This window comes from Bartonella sp. TT29SHDZB (assembly GCF_042193395.1).
In the GTDB taxonomy this organism is placed as follows: domain Bacteria; phylum Pseudomonadota; class Alphaproteobacteria; order Rhizobiales; family Rhizobiaceae; genus Bartonella.
The window spans coordinates 1-16,455 of record NZ_JBHILQ010000011.1 but is presented as its reverse complement, the minus strand read 5'-3'; the positions used below and the strand labels follow the sequence as shown (position 1 = coordinate 16,455).

Annotated in this window: 15 protein-coding genes; 5 read left to right on the top strand and 10 right to left on the bottom strand. The window is 38.9% G+C overall.

Annotated elements, in window-relative coordinates:
- Nucleotides 1–69 precede the first annotated feature (69 nt).
- The 9 genes from ACFIJJ_RS06355 to ACFIJJ_RS06315 form a co-directional block, all read right to left on the bottom strand.
- The gene (locus tag ACFIJJ_RS06355; protein ID WP_375646390.1) at nt 70–1,353 is read right to left on the bottom strand and encodes an NAD(P)/FAD-dependent oxidoreductase; all 1,284 of its coding nucleotides are present in this window, start codon (nt 1,351–1,353) and stop codon (nt 70–72) included.
- Between the two features lie 11 nt (nt 1,354–1,364).
- On the bottom strand, nt 1,365–2,792 hold the full coding sequence (locus ACFIJJ_RS06350; protein WP_375646368.1) for a glutamine synthetase family protein: 1,428 nt from the start codon (nt 2,790–2,792) through the stop codon (nt 1,365–1,367).
- A 457-nt stretch (nt 2,793–3,249) separates the two neighbouring features.
- Nucleotides 3,250–3,459, bottom strand: a complete 210-nt coding sequence (locus ACFIJJ_RS06345) for a class I SAM-dependent methyltransferase (protein ID WP_375646389.1) — start codon at nt 3,457–3,459, stop codon at nt 3,250–3,252.
- A gap of 143 nt (nt 3,460–3,602) precedes the next feature.
- Nucleotides 3,603–4,358: a hypothetical protein gene (locus tag ACFIJJ_RS06340; protein ID WP_375642955.1), complete on the bottom strand. Its 756-nt coding sequence runs from the start codon at nt 4,356–4,358 to the stop codon at nt 3,603–3,605.
- A gap of 62 nt (nt 4,359–4,420) precedes the next feature.
- Nucleotides 4,421–5,143 (bottom strand): methyltransferase domain-containing protein, encoded by a 723-nt coding sequence (locus ACFIJJ_RS06335; RefSeq protein ID WP_375616363.1) that lies wholly within the window; start codon nt 5,141–5,143, stop codon nt 4,421–4,423.
- Complete coding sequence (locus ACFIJJ_RS06330) at nt 5,136–6,866, bottom strand: ThiF family adenylyltransferase (RefSeq protein ID WP_375646367.1); 1,731 nt, start codon at nt 6,864–6,866, stop codon at nt 5,136–5,138. Before ACFIJJ_RS06330 ends, ACFIJJ_RS06335 begins: the two co-directional genes overlap by 8 nt.
- 2 nt (nt 6,867–6,868) lie before the next feature.
- The gene (locus tag ACFIJJ_RS06325) at nt 6,869–8,119 is read right to left on the bottom strand and encodes an MFS transporter (protein WP_375616366.1); all 1,251 of its coding nucleotides are present in this window, start codon (nt 8,117–8,119) and stop codon (nt 6,869–6,871) included.
- A 64-nt stretch (nt 8,120–8,183) separates the two neighbouring features.
- Complete coding sequence (locus ACFIJJ_RS06320) at nt 8,184–8,306, bottom strand: hypothetical protein (protein ID WP_375646365.1); 123 nt, start codon at nt 8,304–8,306, stop codon at nt 8,184–8,186.
- 1,170 nt (nt 8,307–9,476) lie between these two features.
- A complete protein-coding gene (locus ACFIJJ_RS06315; protein WP_375646364.1) occupies nt 9,477–10,121 on the bottom strand; it encodes a hypothetical protein in 645 nt (214 codons plus the stop codon).
- Nucleotides 10,122–10,665: 544 nt separating this feature from the next.
- On the opposite strand from ACFIJJ_RS06315, the gene ACFIJJ_RS06310 reads away from it, so the two are divergent.
- The 4 genes from ACFIJJ_RS06310 to ACFIJJ_RS06295 all read left to right on the top strand — a co-directional run bounded on the left by ACFIJJ_RS06310 (nt 10,666) and on the right by ACFIJJ_RS06295 (nt 14,246).
- Nucleotides 10,666–12,087, top strand: a complete 1,422-nt coding sequence (locus ACFIJJ_RS06310; RefSeq protein WP_375646363.1) for a radical SAM protein — start codon at nt 10,666–10,668, stop codon at nt 12,085–12,087.
- Nucleotides 12,088–12,097: 10 nt separating this feature from the next.
- Nucleotides 12,098–13,318 (top strand): MFS transporter, encoded by a 1,221-nt coding sequence (locus tag ACFIJJ_RS06305; RefSeq protein WP_375646361.1) that lies wholly within the window; start codon nt 12,098–12,100, stop codon nt 13,316–13,318.
- 3 nt (nt 13,319–13,321) lie between these two features.
- On the top strand, nt 13,322–13,693 hold the full coding sequence (locus tag ACFIJJ_RS06300) for a DNA-processing protein DprA (RefSeq protein WP_375646388.1): 372 nt from the start codon (nt 13,322–13,324) through the stop codon (nt 13,691–13,693).
- 406 nt (nt 13,694–14,099) lie between these two features.
- Nucleotides 14,100–14,246, top strand: a complete 147-nt coding sequence (locus ACFIJJ_RS06295; RefSeq protein ID WP_375623500.1) for a hypothetical protein — start codon at nt 14,100–14,102, stop codon at nt 14,244–14,246.
- Nucleotides 14,247–14,273: 27 nt separating this feature from the next.
- Here ACFIJJ_RS06295 and ACFIJJ_RS06290 read toward each other — a convergent pair whose 3' ends face one another.
- Nucleotides 14,274–15,002, bottom strand: a complete 729-nt coding sequence (locus ACFIJJ_RS06290) for a hypothetical protein (RefSeq protein ID WP_375646360.1) — start codon at nt 15,000–15,002, stop codon at nt 14,274–14,276.
- Between the two features lie 201 nt (nt 15,003–15,203).
- Here ACFIJJ_RS06290 and ACFIJJ_RS06285 point away from each other — a divergent pair, with 201 nt between their 5' ends.
- Entirely contained in the window at nt 15,204–16,370 is a 1,167-nt protein-coding gene (locus tag ACFIJJ_RS06285) for a tyrosine-type recombinase/integrase (RefSeq protein WP_375621728.1), read from the top strand.
- The last annotated feature ends 85 nt before the right edge of the window (nt 16,371–16,455 follow it).

Genomic DNA, 16,455 nt, shown 5'->3' with positions numbered 1-16,455 from the left:
GCTTCCATCATTAAAGCAGACAGATCCTAAATAAGCCATTAATTTTCTTCATTTCAAGCAATGTTTCCATTAAAGGCGATCCAATAAAGAAAACCAACGCATTGCTAAAAATATAAGCGGATAACGCAAAACGCGCCCCCCCGGAAAAGATGAAATCTTTAAGTCTTGGAAAGAGGCAAAACGTTCATGATTCCCAGTCAACCATTCTGCGTATAATTTTCCCACGAAAGGAGCCAGCATAACGCCATGCCCTGAATAACCACCACAATAAGTCATCCTTGAAAAAATTTGGCGAACATAGGGCATGCGTTCAACTGTGATGGCAACCGTTGCTCCCCACCGATGGCTTAAATTGATAGAATGTAATTGAGGATAAATTTCAACAATTTGCCGTTTTATACGTTCATCTAAATTTAGAGGATGCTTATTATCATAACTTTCTACACCACCAAATAAGAGGCGATTATCAATGCTTTTGCGAAAATAGCGAACCATAAAACGGGAATCATCAACCGATTCCCCCCCTATAAGAATTGAACTATGCTTTGGTAATGGGGCCGTTGCTCCAATATAAGAGCGAATAGAAACAATATTTTTTTCAATAAAACGCTCCAGACCAAGTTTATACCCATTTGTTGCAAGTAAAACATGCTCTGCTGTTACACTGCCTTTTTCTGTTATCACTTTCCAATGAGCTCCCTTGCACCTTACGGTCGTTACTTGTGACTTCTCATAAAGCTTAGCACCAGCATCTTGAGCTCTTTTTGCCAACCCAACAATCAATTTTAAGGGATTTATATGGCCGGTATCCGCATCATAAATACCACCACAATAAAAAGTTGATCCAAGTCGCTCAGATGTTTCAGCCTTATCCATAAAAGTAAGCGCATGATAGCCATAACGCTGCATCGCCTCAATATGCCGTTGATAAGAGAGAAGCTCACGCCTTTTATGCGTCACAGAAAGCTGTCCTCCTATCAAATCACACGAACAATTAGGCATTGCGCATAAAGATAAAATATCTCTTTTAGCTTCTTCTGCTAAATCAAATAGAGCCTTACTGCGCTCAAAACCATACTTTTTTTCTAATGTTTCTACCCATTGCCGTTGCCCTGTTCCCAGCTGTCCACCATTGCGCCCTGAAGCACCATCACCAAAACGTGATGCTTCAAATAAAACAACATCTACTCCAGCCTTGGCTAAATGATAAGCAGCCGAAAGACCCGTAAATCCGCCTCCAATAATGGCAACATCACACTGTCTGTTTTCACAAAAAGAAGGATAAGAGGGACGTTCTCTTAAAGCATATTCATACCAAGAAATTCCTGGAGAAATTGAATTATAACCAATCATCGTCATAAAATTTAAACATTCAGCAGGAGATATTCACGCTCCCACGGACTAATTACTTCCATAAAAGTTTCAAACTCTTGTCGTTTGATTGCAGCATAAGTACTGACAAACACATCCCCTAAAATAGCACGTATCACTGTATCTTGTTCAAACAAATTGACTGCCTCAATGAGTCCACGTGGTAACTCAATATTATCAGCGTTTACATTATTTGTCGCTGGCTCATCCGGCTCAATTTTTTGTTGCAAACCAATAAGACCACACGCTAAAGAAGCCGCAAGGGCTAAATAAGGATTTGCATCTGATGAAGGAAGTCTATTCTCAACACGCCGTGCTTGAGGAGCAGAACGGGGAACTCGAAAAGCTGTAGTACGATTATCATATCCCCATCGCAAATTAACAGGAGCCGAATTATCAGGGACAAGACGTCGATAAGAATTCACATAAGGCGCAAGCATCACAAGTACCCCTGGCATATGTTTTTGCAATCCACCAATAAAATGCCGAAAACTGACACTTTCTTCACCATTCTCCTGTGTAAAAATGTTCACACCCGTTTTCTTATCAACAACCGATTGGTGAATATGCATCGCAGAACCCGGCTGCCCTTGAATGGGTTTTGCCATAAAAGTTGCATACATATCATGTTTTAGTGCTGCTTCACGAATTGTTCGTTTAAACATAAAAACTTGATCCGCTAATTCAATAGGATCACCATGACGTAAATTGATTTCAAACTGTCCTGCTCCTTCTTCATGAATGAGGGTATCAATTTCCAATCCTTGTGCCTCTGAAAATTGATAAATATCATCAATCAAATCATCAAATTCATTCACACCGGCAATGGAATACCCCTGTCCACCACCAATTGAACGCCCAGAACGACCAACTGGTGGAACTAACGGATAATCAGGATCGGGATTTTTTTGTACCAAATAAAACTCAATTTCTGGGGAAACAACAGGGCTTAAACCCATTTTTGTGTAAAAATGAACCACCGTTCGTAAAACATTGCGTGGTGTGTAATCTACAACCTGACCATTTTGATACACAAGATCACAAATCACCTGTGCCGTAGGCGCATCTTCCCATGGAACAATGCTTAATGTAGAAAGATCAGGCTCAAGGCGTAAATCACCATCTGCTTTAGGATATTCAAAACCATGACCATCTTCAGGATAATCCCCTGAAATTGTTGCCATAAAAACTGCTGAAGGCAATGCCAATGATGTTTCCGATGTAAATTTTTTAGAAAGCATCATCTTGCCCCGTGGTACCCCTGCTTGATCAGGCGTAATACATTCAATATCCTCTACCTTACGGAAAGCAAGCCATTGTGAAACTTGTTCCCAATTGCGCACACCACGTAAACTTTTGAGAAAACGAGAAACAGGTTTAAAATTCTTACTTTTCGTTTGTTTAACATTTTTTACAGCCATAACATACCAACTTTAAAAACAATCAAGCCCTATTCTTATTGTATCAGCCCCTGCATAAACGACACGAAAAAAATTTATCAACTGATATTTTTGAAGAATACTATAAGATCCATCAAGGTAAAAGAACTTTACGCTCAAAAAGCTATCCTATCACCATAGTGAAAAAAATGATATTGCACGCGATACATCGGTCTAACCTTCTCCTTATATAAAACAGCGAGAAATACCATATTGTACGTAACCTAATTCCGATTCAAATAATCATATATAAGCAAACATTGGCGAGAATAATAAAGGCGAGATATTTAATTTCCTTTTGGTTGTCGCAATGCTTAATTAAAAGAAAGGAAACTTTTCTTTTAATATGAAGCAAATTTTGTAACTCTATTGTTATCCACATAGAAGTAAACACCCTAGGATGGTGGTGAGTAGCCTTTACAGCTGTGCTTACAAACACTCACCCCGCCATAATATGCGTAAATGTATTTTCAGGATAAGACATACGCTCAGCATTTCCGACATGAAACTTAACCATCGCCTGTATAACAGAGCTATCAACCTTGTTCTGAGCGAATGGTACAAACTCTGCGCTTATATCAATTTCCACCGCTTGACATTGCACTTCGCACACAATATTTAGAGCTGAGAATCCAGTAGAGCATACCAAATCCAATAGATAGGAATTTTTGCTAATTGCGCCATGCGTGATCCAACATTTGATAGTCTCCAACCCACTAGGAGGTGTGTTATTTATATCTAAAAAGCCAAAAAATCGGATATGATAACACAATAAGACCAATTTCCTTTGAACTAACGTCCTTCATCGTCGATCTTCCACCATCGTAAAATCTTTTTTGTATCAGTTGCTTTCACATACTTTGACTTATGATCTAGTGATTCTGCTAACGGAATATTATAGTAAATCCCAGATTCCGCATAAGCTTGACGTATCCGCTTCCGAGCTGTAGGAGCTATCAAATTTGTTTGCCTATTTGCAAACTTACGAAAAGTAAAGTTTGGCTGAATTAGAAATGCGATCGCATCTTGTAGAGGCAAATGCCTAGCATGATTTTCTGGATAATGCGATGAAAACACAATTAGATATAATATCGTATCCATAACTTTAAATCTCCACTCACTAGCATCCACGCCCTCAAGAAGGTTAGGAGCCAAAGCAAGACGTATGAAGTCAAAAAATTTATAGACATGCTGCACAAGTTCATTATCAGTTGTAACGTTTACACCTTCAAAAAGCAGATATAATCCATCAAGCTGGTGCACGGAATAGGTCCTAAGGTAGTCATAAATGAGTACTAAAAACTTTTTGTCCAGACCGTAAAACAAACCAAACCAATGGTTATTCTTCTGCGAAAAAATACATTTTACGCTAGAAAAAATACGATTTATCCGATCACCCAATGCATCTTCATGATTGATACATATTGTTTCAATATTGTCTTCAATTCCATAAAAATCACCTAAAGCATTCAAAGAATGCAATAATACGTTTTTATTAAATGTAAGGGATTCAAAAATATTTTTTTGTAACAAAGATGCCGGCTGCAAGTGATATATCTTAGTATCTCGTGCCCTCAGATATAATCTGTCATTAAAAATGTCTCCTATAATTAATAACATAGATACCCTTTAAAGTTTAAAAAAGAAAAGCAGCACTCTATATTCTTAAAACCAGCATTTCTAAACAGGTCTATATTTTCATTATCAAAATTTGGTATTAATTTATTTTCCAAAGCTATTCTTTTATTGTCAATTTCAATCTTGGAATATCCATTGTTTTCTTTCCACTGCAAATAAGCGTCAATATATATATCATTTATAAGTGTATTAGGAAAAACAATTTTTTCGAAAACAACCAGTGTTGTCTTAGGCTCACATGAGCTTTTAATATTTCTGAGAAATTTTTCTCTGTCTACAGGTCTAATAAACTGCAAAACTAAATTCAGTATTATGAAATCCGGCCTTAAATTTTCTATACAGCGCCATTTACCATCTGATAAAAAATTATGACTCCTAAAAGTTATTTTGCTTAAATTAGAAGCGCATTTATTTTTCGCTTTCTCAAGCATATCAAGCGATAAATCAACTCCATAACAATGCTCCACAAGTCCCTCATTCAATATTTTATGTATCGTAGTTCCAGTAGAGCATCCGATATCTATAAATATATTATTTTTTGAAAATTTCGTATAAAGCAGCAATATAATTTCTTGAATATTTTCATAGCCAGGAACACTCCGCACCACCATATCATCAAATACTTCACAAACATCTTTATTAAATGAAAATGATTTTCGCTTGTCTTCCTGTAAAAAAAGCAAATCCCTAACCATACCGAAACTCCAAAACTGTGAAATAAGGAACATGATGACTAGCTTGCAACGGATCTGGGTGTTGTGGCTCTACAATTTTCTTTAGAACAAAACCATATTCTAAAAAAGCATTAATATAACTTGATAATGTTCGCTTATAAGACGTAAGATGAGATATCATACTGCCATTTTTATTAAGACGTGTTTTAATTTGCTTACCCTCGTAAAAATATTTTTTTAAGATAATTTCTTTATCAACACCAGAAACACAAGAATCTTTAACTGGATTAGGGAGGATACACAAAATCTTTGCACCTAGTTGCGCCAGCGTTGCTACCTTCTCTATACATTTTTGATATTCACAAATATGATCTAGTACAAGCGACAAAACGATACAATCAAATAACATATCGGTCTTATATTTATTAATATCAATTTCTAAATACTCAATGGCTTCCCCTAATTCTCGTGCCCTATCTAACATCTTTTGATTGGTATCTATCCCAACGACCATATCCGAACAACGTTCTAAAATTCTTGAATATGTTCCGATTCCACATCCAATATCTAGGGATGCTCTATAGCATCCTTCTATCAAAAGGTTATTAACTATATCATCGAGTAAAATTTTATTTAAGCTATCAACTTCTCGTGAAGTCACATAATGCTCTGCAACAACATCAAAATCATGTAACTTATCTTGAGATGGAGAAACATTACTATGTTCTAGTAAAATTTCATCACTTATGTAATCGTATACCGATACTTCATAATTATCAGGATTAATAAACAATCTTTTATTATGAAGAAAACGGGAGTCAGCACATACGTATTTAATTACTTCATGAGCACAAATAGAGGAAACAAGATAATTTAGCGGTCCGTAAGAAGGAGCCTGATAGTTTTTATTTATATTATATCTTAACTCGCTACATTCTATATCCGTATTTTTAGCGAGCACATCAAAACCAAAATCGGAATCTGGAAAAAACATTGGGCCTATGGCTCCCAAACGCCCTAAATATCCTGCATTAATAACCGGAGTCGAAATCTTTTTTTGAATCTCAGCCATTAACTCAAATGCATTCGGTGGATCAGCAGACAATAAAACAAGGTCGACTCCCATTAAAAAAGAACAGAATTCATCTAATGCCTCGACCTCAAGTAAACGTGGCAAAGTTACAACTTGACAAGTACTGTTGTGTTCAAAAATGCGCGCTTTTAAAGCATCTGCTTTTCGCAGACCTATCTGTGCTTCAACAAAAGCGGTGGTCCTTGTTAAATTTGATAATTCAATTCGATCGCCATCGGTTATCCTTAAATAACCAATACCCGCAGCAGCCAAAAGGGTTGCTACGTTAGAACCAATACCACCTGCACCAATTATCCCAATTTTAGCCTGCTGTAAAGACCGCACAGCAAGATCATGATCCATTCCTGCCATATCCAAAAACAATCGATGTCTATCGTATCTATCCTGTTCCCAAACAGTAGATATAATTTTATACTCCATCAGATCTTGTAACAACACATCAATATCATAAGCCTCTTGATATGCTCGTTCCCGATATTTTTGGCTAATAGCAGCACAATCATTTGGTGTATTCAAATCGATAAGCATCTCTACTAAAAACGATGGACAACTATTAATTTCGACTAAATCCATATAAGATGACCCACACACTATTTTTTCCTGTGTCTTTATGTAAGTCACAGGCAAGGCCCTGTTCAACTGTATCTTCACTTTCAAACCTCCTCGTCTTTTATTAACTTTTTATCAGTATAAAGCCAGACCAAATTAAGCGGGATAATTAAACATATACAAAGCAAGGTGAAACAAAAAGCAGCTTCTATACAAACATTGTTTGCCAACAAACCAATCAGCACAAGCGCTAAAATACCAAAAATACGTGCAAGAAAACTAACAATGGATAAAACCGTATTTGCATTCTTTTGTTGAATATGTTTAAAAAATTCTGCTTCAAACTGCGTCATAGGGACAGAAAAAAAACTGTGAAATACAGTGAATAAAATAATGGGGGCCCAACTGTTTGCAACAAGGAGCAGAGCAAGCATAATAACAGCACTCAGAACGAGTGAGCACAAAGTTATCGCCATAGGAGCGTATTTTTGCATAAGATATTTAATTACAAAGCGATTAAATAAGTATTTTACGAGAGTATAAGACACAAAGCACAGGCCAAGAATAAGAATTTTAGTCTTTCCTGTTGCATTGTCTAATACTCCTGTTTGTCCCAAAATAAAAGGTTGCCAAAAATGAAATATTGGCTGCAATGCAGCAACAATAAAACCACATATCAATATATAATATAACCCGATTTTTGAGGTAACTAAATAAGTAAAAGCTTCTGTTGCATGCAACAAAGAACCCGATTTTATTGGCTGACTACCCGAAACGGATGCAATAGCTATCCCCGTCACCCGACTAAACAAGAATACAAGCACGAGAAACCCGAAAGAACAAAAATAATATGCCGACTGATAATTATCCATACACAAAACAATAAGAACACCTAGAGCACCAGCAACCGTATTCATGAATGCCGTTAGTTCCCGCTTATAGGCGTTTACTTGGTGGTAGACCAAACTACCTTTGTAACCACCGCTATCGATTAAGCCTTTAATCCATGTGCTATCAGCGCCAGAACATAAAGAAAAGCCTAAAGCATAAATAATTTCTGCCGGAATTAAGACAGAAAGATTAGGCGCGTAGATACATAAAAAGAAAAAGAGCGAAAAAAAGAAACATGATAGGATAACATTTTGTTTAACGCCAATTTTATCTCCTAAAATCCCACAAGGCACTTCAAAAATACAAATAGCGACGCTAAATACAATTTGCAATAAAGCTAACTGTGTTATACTAACGCCCATAGACAAGAAAAAAAAAGCATGGAACGAACCTGTAATCAGCCGAACCCCACTCATTGCCGCACAGCCATAGAGCAACTTTTTAACTTCATAATCTATCGTCATTAATATATCCAAAAGCTATAAAGCTGGCAGCTTTTTTTGCTGCCAGCTTTATATATTTTAAACCTCAATTCACAAGGGAGCGTCGAGCAGTCATTTTCTGCTCACTTGTTTGTGCTTTAAGCGAAGTAACATCAACCCGCTTAATTTGAATTTTTTTCAGTGGTTTATACACATCTTTAGTTTTCATAATTTTACCTCCTGTATTAAATGAAAACAATTAAATTTCACATGAAGTACACATTATAGCTACTTTTTAGCTCGCTTTTGTCAATTTATTATTTTGATATAAAAAGCTTTGCTCTCCTCCCCGCGCCAAGGTTAAGTATTTCATACTCCAATCATTCTGTAACAACCACCGCAGCACTTGGAAACTCATGCGCCCCTTCGAGCAAAGTACGCTTATATTCACGCCAATTTGTCACCGGCTATGCACCACACTCAAAACCCATCTCAAATTTTCTGAAAACGCTGCTTTCAGAAATTGCCTACGCAGGCGTAATCAAACTTCTAACGATAAAGCAACGTCATCTTGAAATTCTCTAACACTTTTCTTAGCCAATTACCGCCGTGGTATTTCAAAGATTCTGTAGAGTGTATCATCCATACGAAGTCAAACTGAGCCATGACGAGCCTGTTCTTCTAAAGTTACAGTTGAACAAGTAAACATTATATTGGTGATGTTTTCCATAAATTCATGACTACTATAAAATCTATTTGCCAACTCAAAAGTGGTAATTTTCTATCCCATTGAAAAATAAATAATAAAACAAGCATAGATCTTTTTAGATAAGCCCCCCTGCTCATTGAAATAATTTAACCATTTTAAGTAAAAAAGGGAAATCACGAGAGAATAGTCTTTGCTCTATTATCACTCATACGCAAAAATCTAAGAAATGCTGATTTCTTAAGGGAAAAAACAAGAAATAAAATAGTTTTATAAAGGAAAACGGTACTGCACGCGATACATCGCGTGCTAACTTTTGACTAGTATAAAAGATCGACGCATCAAATTAAATATATTTTACAAATAAGCACGAACATTTTGCACCGCACTAGGTTTTATACAACTGCAGAATATCTCCTTTATTCGACAGCAGCTATTGCAGCGCCCCTAAAACGACCACACTTTGGAATAACCTCCTACCAAGCTACCCACTCGCAACTAAAGATTCACCATAAACCAGAAAGCACTTTATGACTAGATGCACTCCAACAAAGTACAATACCTAATAAGCAAAGCGATAAACTCCATACGAATAGTCATTTTCTTCAAAAAATAATAATTTGAGTCCGCATTCGAATCCAATCTGGCGCATTTATGATATCATAGCTCCTACATGCCGACAGCATAAATTTGTCATCTAAGGATAAATCCAATGGGATAGATATATCTCTTAATAGATACATCTCTTACAAGAATATCATACTCATAACAATTTGAACCAACGACATCCGCTAAACTAAATTCACCGCTCATATCTCGAAAAGACAAAATTTGTGGCACTCTATTCTCGTGATACTGTGCAGACCGAGCACACATCCCCAGAGCCAAGATTGTAATTAAGTTCGTACCATTCCGCTCTTTTATAGAGCTAATATTTGAAAATAAATAACCATAATCTTCAGATATAATACGCCTAGATTCAATAATTACCGTAAGCTTATGTAAATCACAACCCAATTGTGACAATGCCTCATAAATTTTACGAGAGTATTCGTCATTGACCGTCACGGCATCGCAGAACGCTGTGGAAGTCGGATATCCCTCACCTAGACTGATATAAAAACTTATCTGATCCTTCAATGCGTAAATATCCTTTCCAGCCTTAGTTAAGGTGGATACTATTAACTCAGTCGAATTCAAATTAGAGCCCACATGTAAATGCACCCCATTAAGCCTAATCCTATTGGATTCTAGCAAAGATAATGCGGCACGTAACTTCGCCGCAGTCATACCAAAACGCGATCTATCCCCGTTTGCCAGTACATGGCACAATCTCAATGAGATTTTAGGTAATATGTCAAAATGGCGGGCAAGAGCGATGATGTCATGTCATTCGATAATATTATCACACTGGACATTTATATGTTTTCTAATAGATAATTCTATCTCTTCTCGAAGTTTTACAGGGATATAAAAAATGTATCTCTACCTTTAAAACCATCTTTTTGCGCTAATGATATTTCATAACCAGACGCAAATTCCAAGTCCCAGTAACATAACAAGAATGCCCCGCCCGTCCATTAAAATACCCTGCTTTTTCTCGCTCTAGGCATTCATAGCCCGACCACGTAAAACAGGATACCAATTACAATATCAGACCATAAGGCTGCAAGAGAAAGTTCTTTTATATTTTTATCTTTCCATTGCCTCTTAAACAAGCTCGTCTGTTCATATAAGAAGTTATATGTATAATACATATAACTTCTACAAAAGGGGGATTCATTATGTTCCGTGAAAATCTTTGGTAATACACTCGGGCGATTAGATCACTAGTCGCCCGTCAATAATATAGTGCGCGTTAAGAAATTGGGGGAGATAAGCTATGCAACTCGTGGATCATCCTTTTGTGAAGTTCGATCAACTCAAGCTGATTTACAACTTCACATATCCGTTATTTCGCACTATTTCAAATGAATTTTACGATTACCTAGACTTTAATAAACTAGCGCACAGTAAGCAGATTCCACAAGCGCATACTATTTCTCTTTATTTGCATATTCCCTTTTGTGAAACCATCTGTTCCTTTTGTCCCTTTCAGAAAGGGGACTACAAGCACGTTAAACAAATCGAATCTTATATGTCAGCGCTTACCACAGAGATCAGAACCAAAGGAAATTTCATTCGCTCGCTTAGAGGGCCCATCCGCAGCATCTATATAGGGGGCAGCACACCATCGCTTTTGTCGGCAGATAATATCCGACACATCGGAAAAGTATTGCATGCCGAATTTGAGCTCTCTTCCTTAACCGAATTTACACTGGAAAGCGAACCGAAAAGCGTCACACGTGATAAACTTTATGCTGCCCGTGAGATCGGCGTTAACCGGATAAACTTCGGTGTACAGAGTTTCATTGAGCGTTTCCGATCATTGTTTAACCTCACCTCAACACGTGAACAAATCAACAATACCGTGGCTTTGTCACAAGAGATAATTGGACATGTGGGTTTCGACCTACTATATGGCATGCACAGCCAGCAAGCCGAAGAACTATTATACGATTTGAAGCAAGCCAGCGAGCTTCACCCTGAAACCATCAACCTCTATGCAATCAACAATCTGGCTATCACGTCGCAACTGCATAAGTCTTACGCACAAAAAGGGCTAAAGCCATCCAGCCTACAGCATCGACAGATGCTTCGATTATTTAGCGATATCGTTATGCGCAGCTGCGGCTATGCGCCGTGTAATGGGCATTCCTATATCAAAATTGCCAATAAAACTCCTCTAACGCTCGCTAAAACGAGTTCAGCTAATTATTTCCGCTATCACAAATATTTGTATGGTTATCATGACGATTATGTGGTTGGCTTCGGGGCGTCAGCACTGTCGATTCTCGGCTCACTCGTCACACGAGCCAATCCCTATCGAAGCGGATACATTACCGACATACAACTTAAAGGCAAATCCAAAGTATACTACAATTGGGTATCAGCGGAGCAACAAGCCTCCACGGCTTTGTGTATGCGGCTACCTTATAACGGCTATGCCAAAAAAGAAAGAATTGACTGGATCGCACTCCCCTCTTTCGTATACAATAACCTACAACAGCCCATAGGTGCAGGTCTCACCGCAGAAAGTGATAACAATCTCCAGCTGACTCAACGTGGTTGGCAATGGTATTCCAACCTTATGTATTTTCTTCTACCTCAGGAAGACAGGAATATCTTGGACGACTATGTCGCAAACATGCTGAATACAACCGCCGTACTTGATGGAACAGCGGAAACCTGTGTGGCATCTTAAGGAGAATAGAATGTTCACGCTTTTTGCCAACAAGAACATACGCTATTTTTGCCTAACCGTTAGTCTGCTCGCCTTACTCAGCGGTGCTTTGCGCACTGCCATCCCGCTATTAGCAAGACAATCTGGATATGGCGTAGTCGGAGTAAGTTGGGCGCAAGGTCTCTTCTCATTAGCGTGGCCAATTTTCGGCATCCTTGCAGGCGCTTTACTTGATCGCTGCGACAAAATAAAACTTGCCACCACAGCTCTCCTCATCTTCACGCTACTGCATATTGTCCTGTTCGTACTGCTCATGATACAGATTGCTCCAGCCGAACAAATTTTCTTCTATGCAACCATTGCTGGATTCATCGTCGTTTCTGCCGAAGCTTATATAATGACGATTCCACCACTTATCATGGAGGGAGAGCGATTGATGACCTTCTACTCTATTGTCTTGTTTTTAGATTTCGGGGTCTCCTATTTTCTTGCCCCTGTCATAACAAGCAGCATTTTAGCGCATAGCACACTGCTATTTCTCGGCCTTTTAATCGTGCTTTTTATCACATTGATTTTTACCGCTCGCCGTGCTGTTCCGACATCGCCAACACCTGATAAAGAAAACATCACTTTCCGTTATATCATTGCCGGCTTTCATTTCATTTTTTCAAATCGGCATCTTACCTCCCTTACATTACTCACATTTTTTCTATCGGTGGTATTTGGAGCATTCCTAACCTCGTTCATCTTCTTCGTTACCGACAGTCGGTATCTGGGCCTACATAGCAGCCAATATGGCGTGATGTTTGCAGCCTACGCGCTTGGAACAATGGCAGGTGCCCTATTTGCACCGCGTATACGTTATGCACCGGTGCGCCTAGCTGTTCTCACTGACGGTTTAGGAACGGTTGTCTTGCTGCTGATTCCAGCCTTTTCAAAAAGTGCTGTCATCGTATGGGGCGTCACCTTTATTGCTGGCGTTGGAGCAAGCTTATGGTTTATTGGTGTTACCGCCTTCAGGCAGCGCCTCACACCAAAGCAACTTCTCGGGCGAGCAAATTCTGCTTTTCGGGTGATAGGCTATGCTGGAACGCCGGTCGGAAGCTTTTTGGTCGGCGTCCTTGGTTCTTTTATATCATTGCAGTTTGCTGCCACCTTTATCGCTGGACTACTATTGGTGGCTATCGCGATAACGCTTCCTTTTCTTTGGCAGGCTGATCATATAGACACCCCCAACCCTGCCACAAGGTAACAGCTGCTTTTTAAAAAAGACACGGTCGGAAAAGGCACACATATCCTATTACGCAATCGATTGATCTGTTCTTTGGACGAGAAAATTATCACCATAATGGCTGATAGAGCCAGCGGCATTATAGAAGCAGCCAAACAAGCGCTAAAGACAAAACAGCCCCTTTACGTTGCATTGGGCGATAATCTCAACGCCCTATATAAAGAATGCAGAGAGCTTATAGCGTACGGAGCGCGATTCTTAACTAAAAACTCCGCCCTAGCAATGCCCACTTATACTTCAGTTAATCCGTCACTCGCTGGACATCAAATACCTCACCCCTTTACTGCTCCTCAAAATACATTTGCTGCATTTACACGCCGTATTCTTCCTTTGTAATTAAAAGAGCAGCCCTCCTTTCCTCATTTAGGATCTCTGCCTACACAATGCAGCAACAGATGCGACCATATATGCAATCACGCCTTAGGATCTGCATAGTAGAAAGCTTAGTTCGAAAGATTCATAAAGCCTATATCCCAATAAATTTGCCGCCCAATCCACCTTTTAAAAGGGCGACTTTATATAAACCGTTAGAGCAAGCTATGAAATCCTTAGGTGTATTAGAAATAATTGGCGGTTTTTACCTCAGACCAATGTTGATTGACTTTTACTCGTGCATATATGCAAGCGGTGCTACTCTTTTCTTAGATAGAAAAGACATAATCATTACCGTCTGACCTATTATTGTTTGAAAATAAAAAAAAGTATCAGTGCGACTGATGATATTGAAGAGCTATCTCATTATGTGGCTGTACTTAATTACGGCATTGGGAAGCTAGACACGCAATCACCCGTTTCTGCGCGCCTTCTGCATGATATTCATAAGATTTTATTATGCGATAAACGCGGTACGTCCAAAAGCCTTGGCGAATTTCGCAAAGCACAAAATTAGCTTGGCGGTAAGCAACTAAAGACAGCGTTATTCGTGCCACCCACTCCTACCACAGCCCCCCACTCTCTCTACCACCATCCCCCGCTTAGAATCGCGCCAACTCATCACAGGAGCTTCGTTAAACACCACACCAGTCTCAAGGGCGGTAAAATGCGCCTTGCCGCATTTAATCTTCAGCATTTCTTTAAGGCGCAAATCAAACTCGCTATTCGTTCCTTTTGTTTCCAGCACAAAGTAAAGCTTTTGTTCGCCATCCCGCTCTAAAAAAACCGCCCAATCAGGCGTATAAGAACCAATGGGAGTGGCTATTTTAAAACTTCTTGGCAGTTTAAAAAACAATCTGACTTCTGGATCATTTTCAAGACTTTGTGCAAACTCTTTCTCCACACTGCTTTCATAAACCACATGATCATACACACTCTTCTCACTCACAACAGCTGTACGCTCTAAATTTGCCACAAGCTCTTCACTGGTAAAAAGCTCTTGCACACTATATTCTTGCCCGACCAGCTTTAAATATTTAATGCCATCAATTGTAAGATTAACATAGGTTTTATTGAGTATTTCTTCTATGCGCTCTAAAAAAGCTTGTGGATTTTTCACAAACTCACGCTCACGACCACTCTTTGTCAAAATACCAATAATTGTCTTTGCTGTTAATTTCAGCTTTAAGGTCAAATAATGTACAATGTTCGGCAGTGCACAAAAACTATAATCAAGCGCACTCTGCTTTAATAACTGCTCTTCATAGGTCACACCAGCACTATCCAGTTCTATCTCTACAAGGCATTGATTTATAATGATAATCTAGCGTTATTCATATTGAATGAGAGTCCCGAATAACCTAAGATTGTCTCATTTTAAATCAGTTTATATTGCTTCAATCAAAACCACTCATTTGCACATCACAAGTGGGATGAATGTGTGGATCAAATTTATATAAGAAAGGAGTAAAAAATGGCTCTTATGAACCGTCTTAATGCAAGATCTGTCGCAACATTGGGGGCTGGCAAATATAATGATGGTGCCGGCTTGTTACTTCATAAGCGTAAAGATGGAGGTGCTCAATGGATTTTACGGTATACCCTTCACGGACGTCGTCGTGAAATGGGCTTGGGAGCATTGCGAGATGTCTCTTTAAAACAAGCCCGTGAATTGGCAACTGGGTGGCGTTCGGTTTTACGTGAGGGGCGTGACCCCATTAAAGAACGCAATAAACAAAAGCGTGAGGCAATCAGCAATCTTCATTACTTAAAAGATATTGCCGTAGATGCTTTTGAAAGTCGGAAAGCTGAATTAAAAAATGATGGTAAGGCTTGTGATTGGTTTTCACCTTTACGTCTTTATATTCTCCCTAAATTAGGCTGTCTACCCGTTTCAGAGATTACTCAAACAGAGATACGCAATACTCTTGCCCCTATTTGGCATACAAAAGCTGCAACAGCAGAGAAAGCATTGATACGTCTTAATCTTTGTCTTAAACATGCGGCTGCATTAGGTTTGAATGTTGATTTACAAGCAACAGAAAAAGCACGCGCGCTCTTAGGCAAACAACGCCATAAAACGCAAAATTTTCCAGCTATGGATTGGAGAAAGGTTCCGGCTTTTTATAAAACACTTTGCGAAACAACAACAATGACACAACTGGCTTTACGTTTGCTTATTCTGACAGGCGTTCGTACTTTTCCTTTATGTCATATCCATAAAGATCAAGTTGAGGATGATATCTGGACTATTCCTGCTGAAAATATGAAAGGAAAGCGTGATACAACAACAGAGTTTCGCGTGCCTTTATCATCAGAAGCATTAGACATTTTAAAACAAGCGCGCCTTTTATCACGCAATGATTTCTTCTTTTCTGCAACAGGTCGCGGTCCCCTCGCGCATAGGTGTATGGCTCAATATATGAAACGTATTGGACTTGATGCCTGCCCCCATGGATTTCGCTCTAGTTTACGCAATTGGCTTGCTGAAACAACCGATGCCCCCTATGAGGTCGCTGAAACCATTCTAAGTCATACAGTAGGAGGTAAAGTAGAGCGTGCCTATCGTCGTACGGACTATCTAGAACAGCGCCGTGTCTATATGGATAAATGGGCGGCTTATGTCACGGGTCAATCTTAAGATATGGAGTGCATAACCCCATGATCTGTGGATAACTTTCTCTCTCTTCTCTCTCATTCTCTCTCAATAAGACTCATAACGTATC

Coding starts and splice junctions, on each gene's coding strand:
- ACFIJJ_RS06335 (WP_375616363.1), bottom strand. CDS start 5,143: ATGGTTAGGGATTTGCTTTTTTTACAGGAAGACAAGCGAAAATCATTT.
- ACFIJJ_RS06325 (WP_375616366.1), bottom strand. CDS start 8,119: ATGACGATAGATTATGAAGTTAAAAAGTTGCTCTATGGCTGTGCGGCA.
- ACFIJJ_RS06310 (WP_375646363.1), top strand. CDS start 10,666: ATGCAACTCGTGGATCATCCTTTTGTGAAGTTCGATCAACTCAAGCTG.
- ACFIJJ_RS06285 (WP_375621728.1), top strand. CDS start 15,204: ATGGCTCTTATGAACCGTCTTAATGCAAGATCTGTCGCAACATTGGGG.
- ACFIJJ_RS06350 (WP_375646368.1), bottom strand. CDS start 2,792: ATGGCTGTAAAAAATGTTAAACAAACGAAAAGTAAGAATTTTAAACCT.
- ACFIJJ_RS06355 (WP_375646390.1), bottom strand. CDS start 1,353: ATGATTGGTTATAATTCAATTTCTCCAGGAATTTCTTGGTATGAATAT.
- ACFIJJ_RS06320 (WP_375646365.1), bottom strand. CDS start 8,306: ATGAAAACTAAAGATGTGTATAAACCACTGAAAAAAATTCAAATTAAG.
- ACFIJJ_RS06305 (WP_375646361.1), top strand. CDS start 12,098: ATGTTCACGCTTTTTGCCAACAAGAACATACGCTATTTTTGCCTAACC.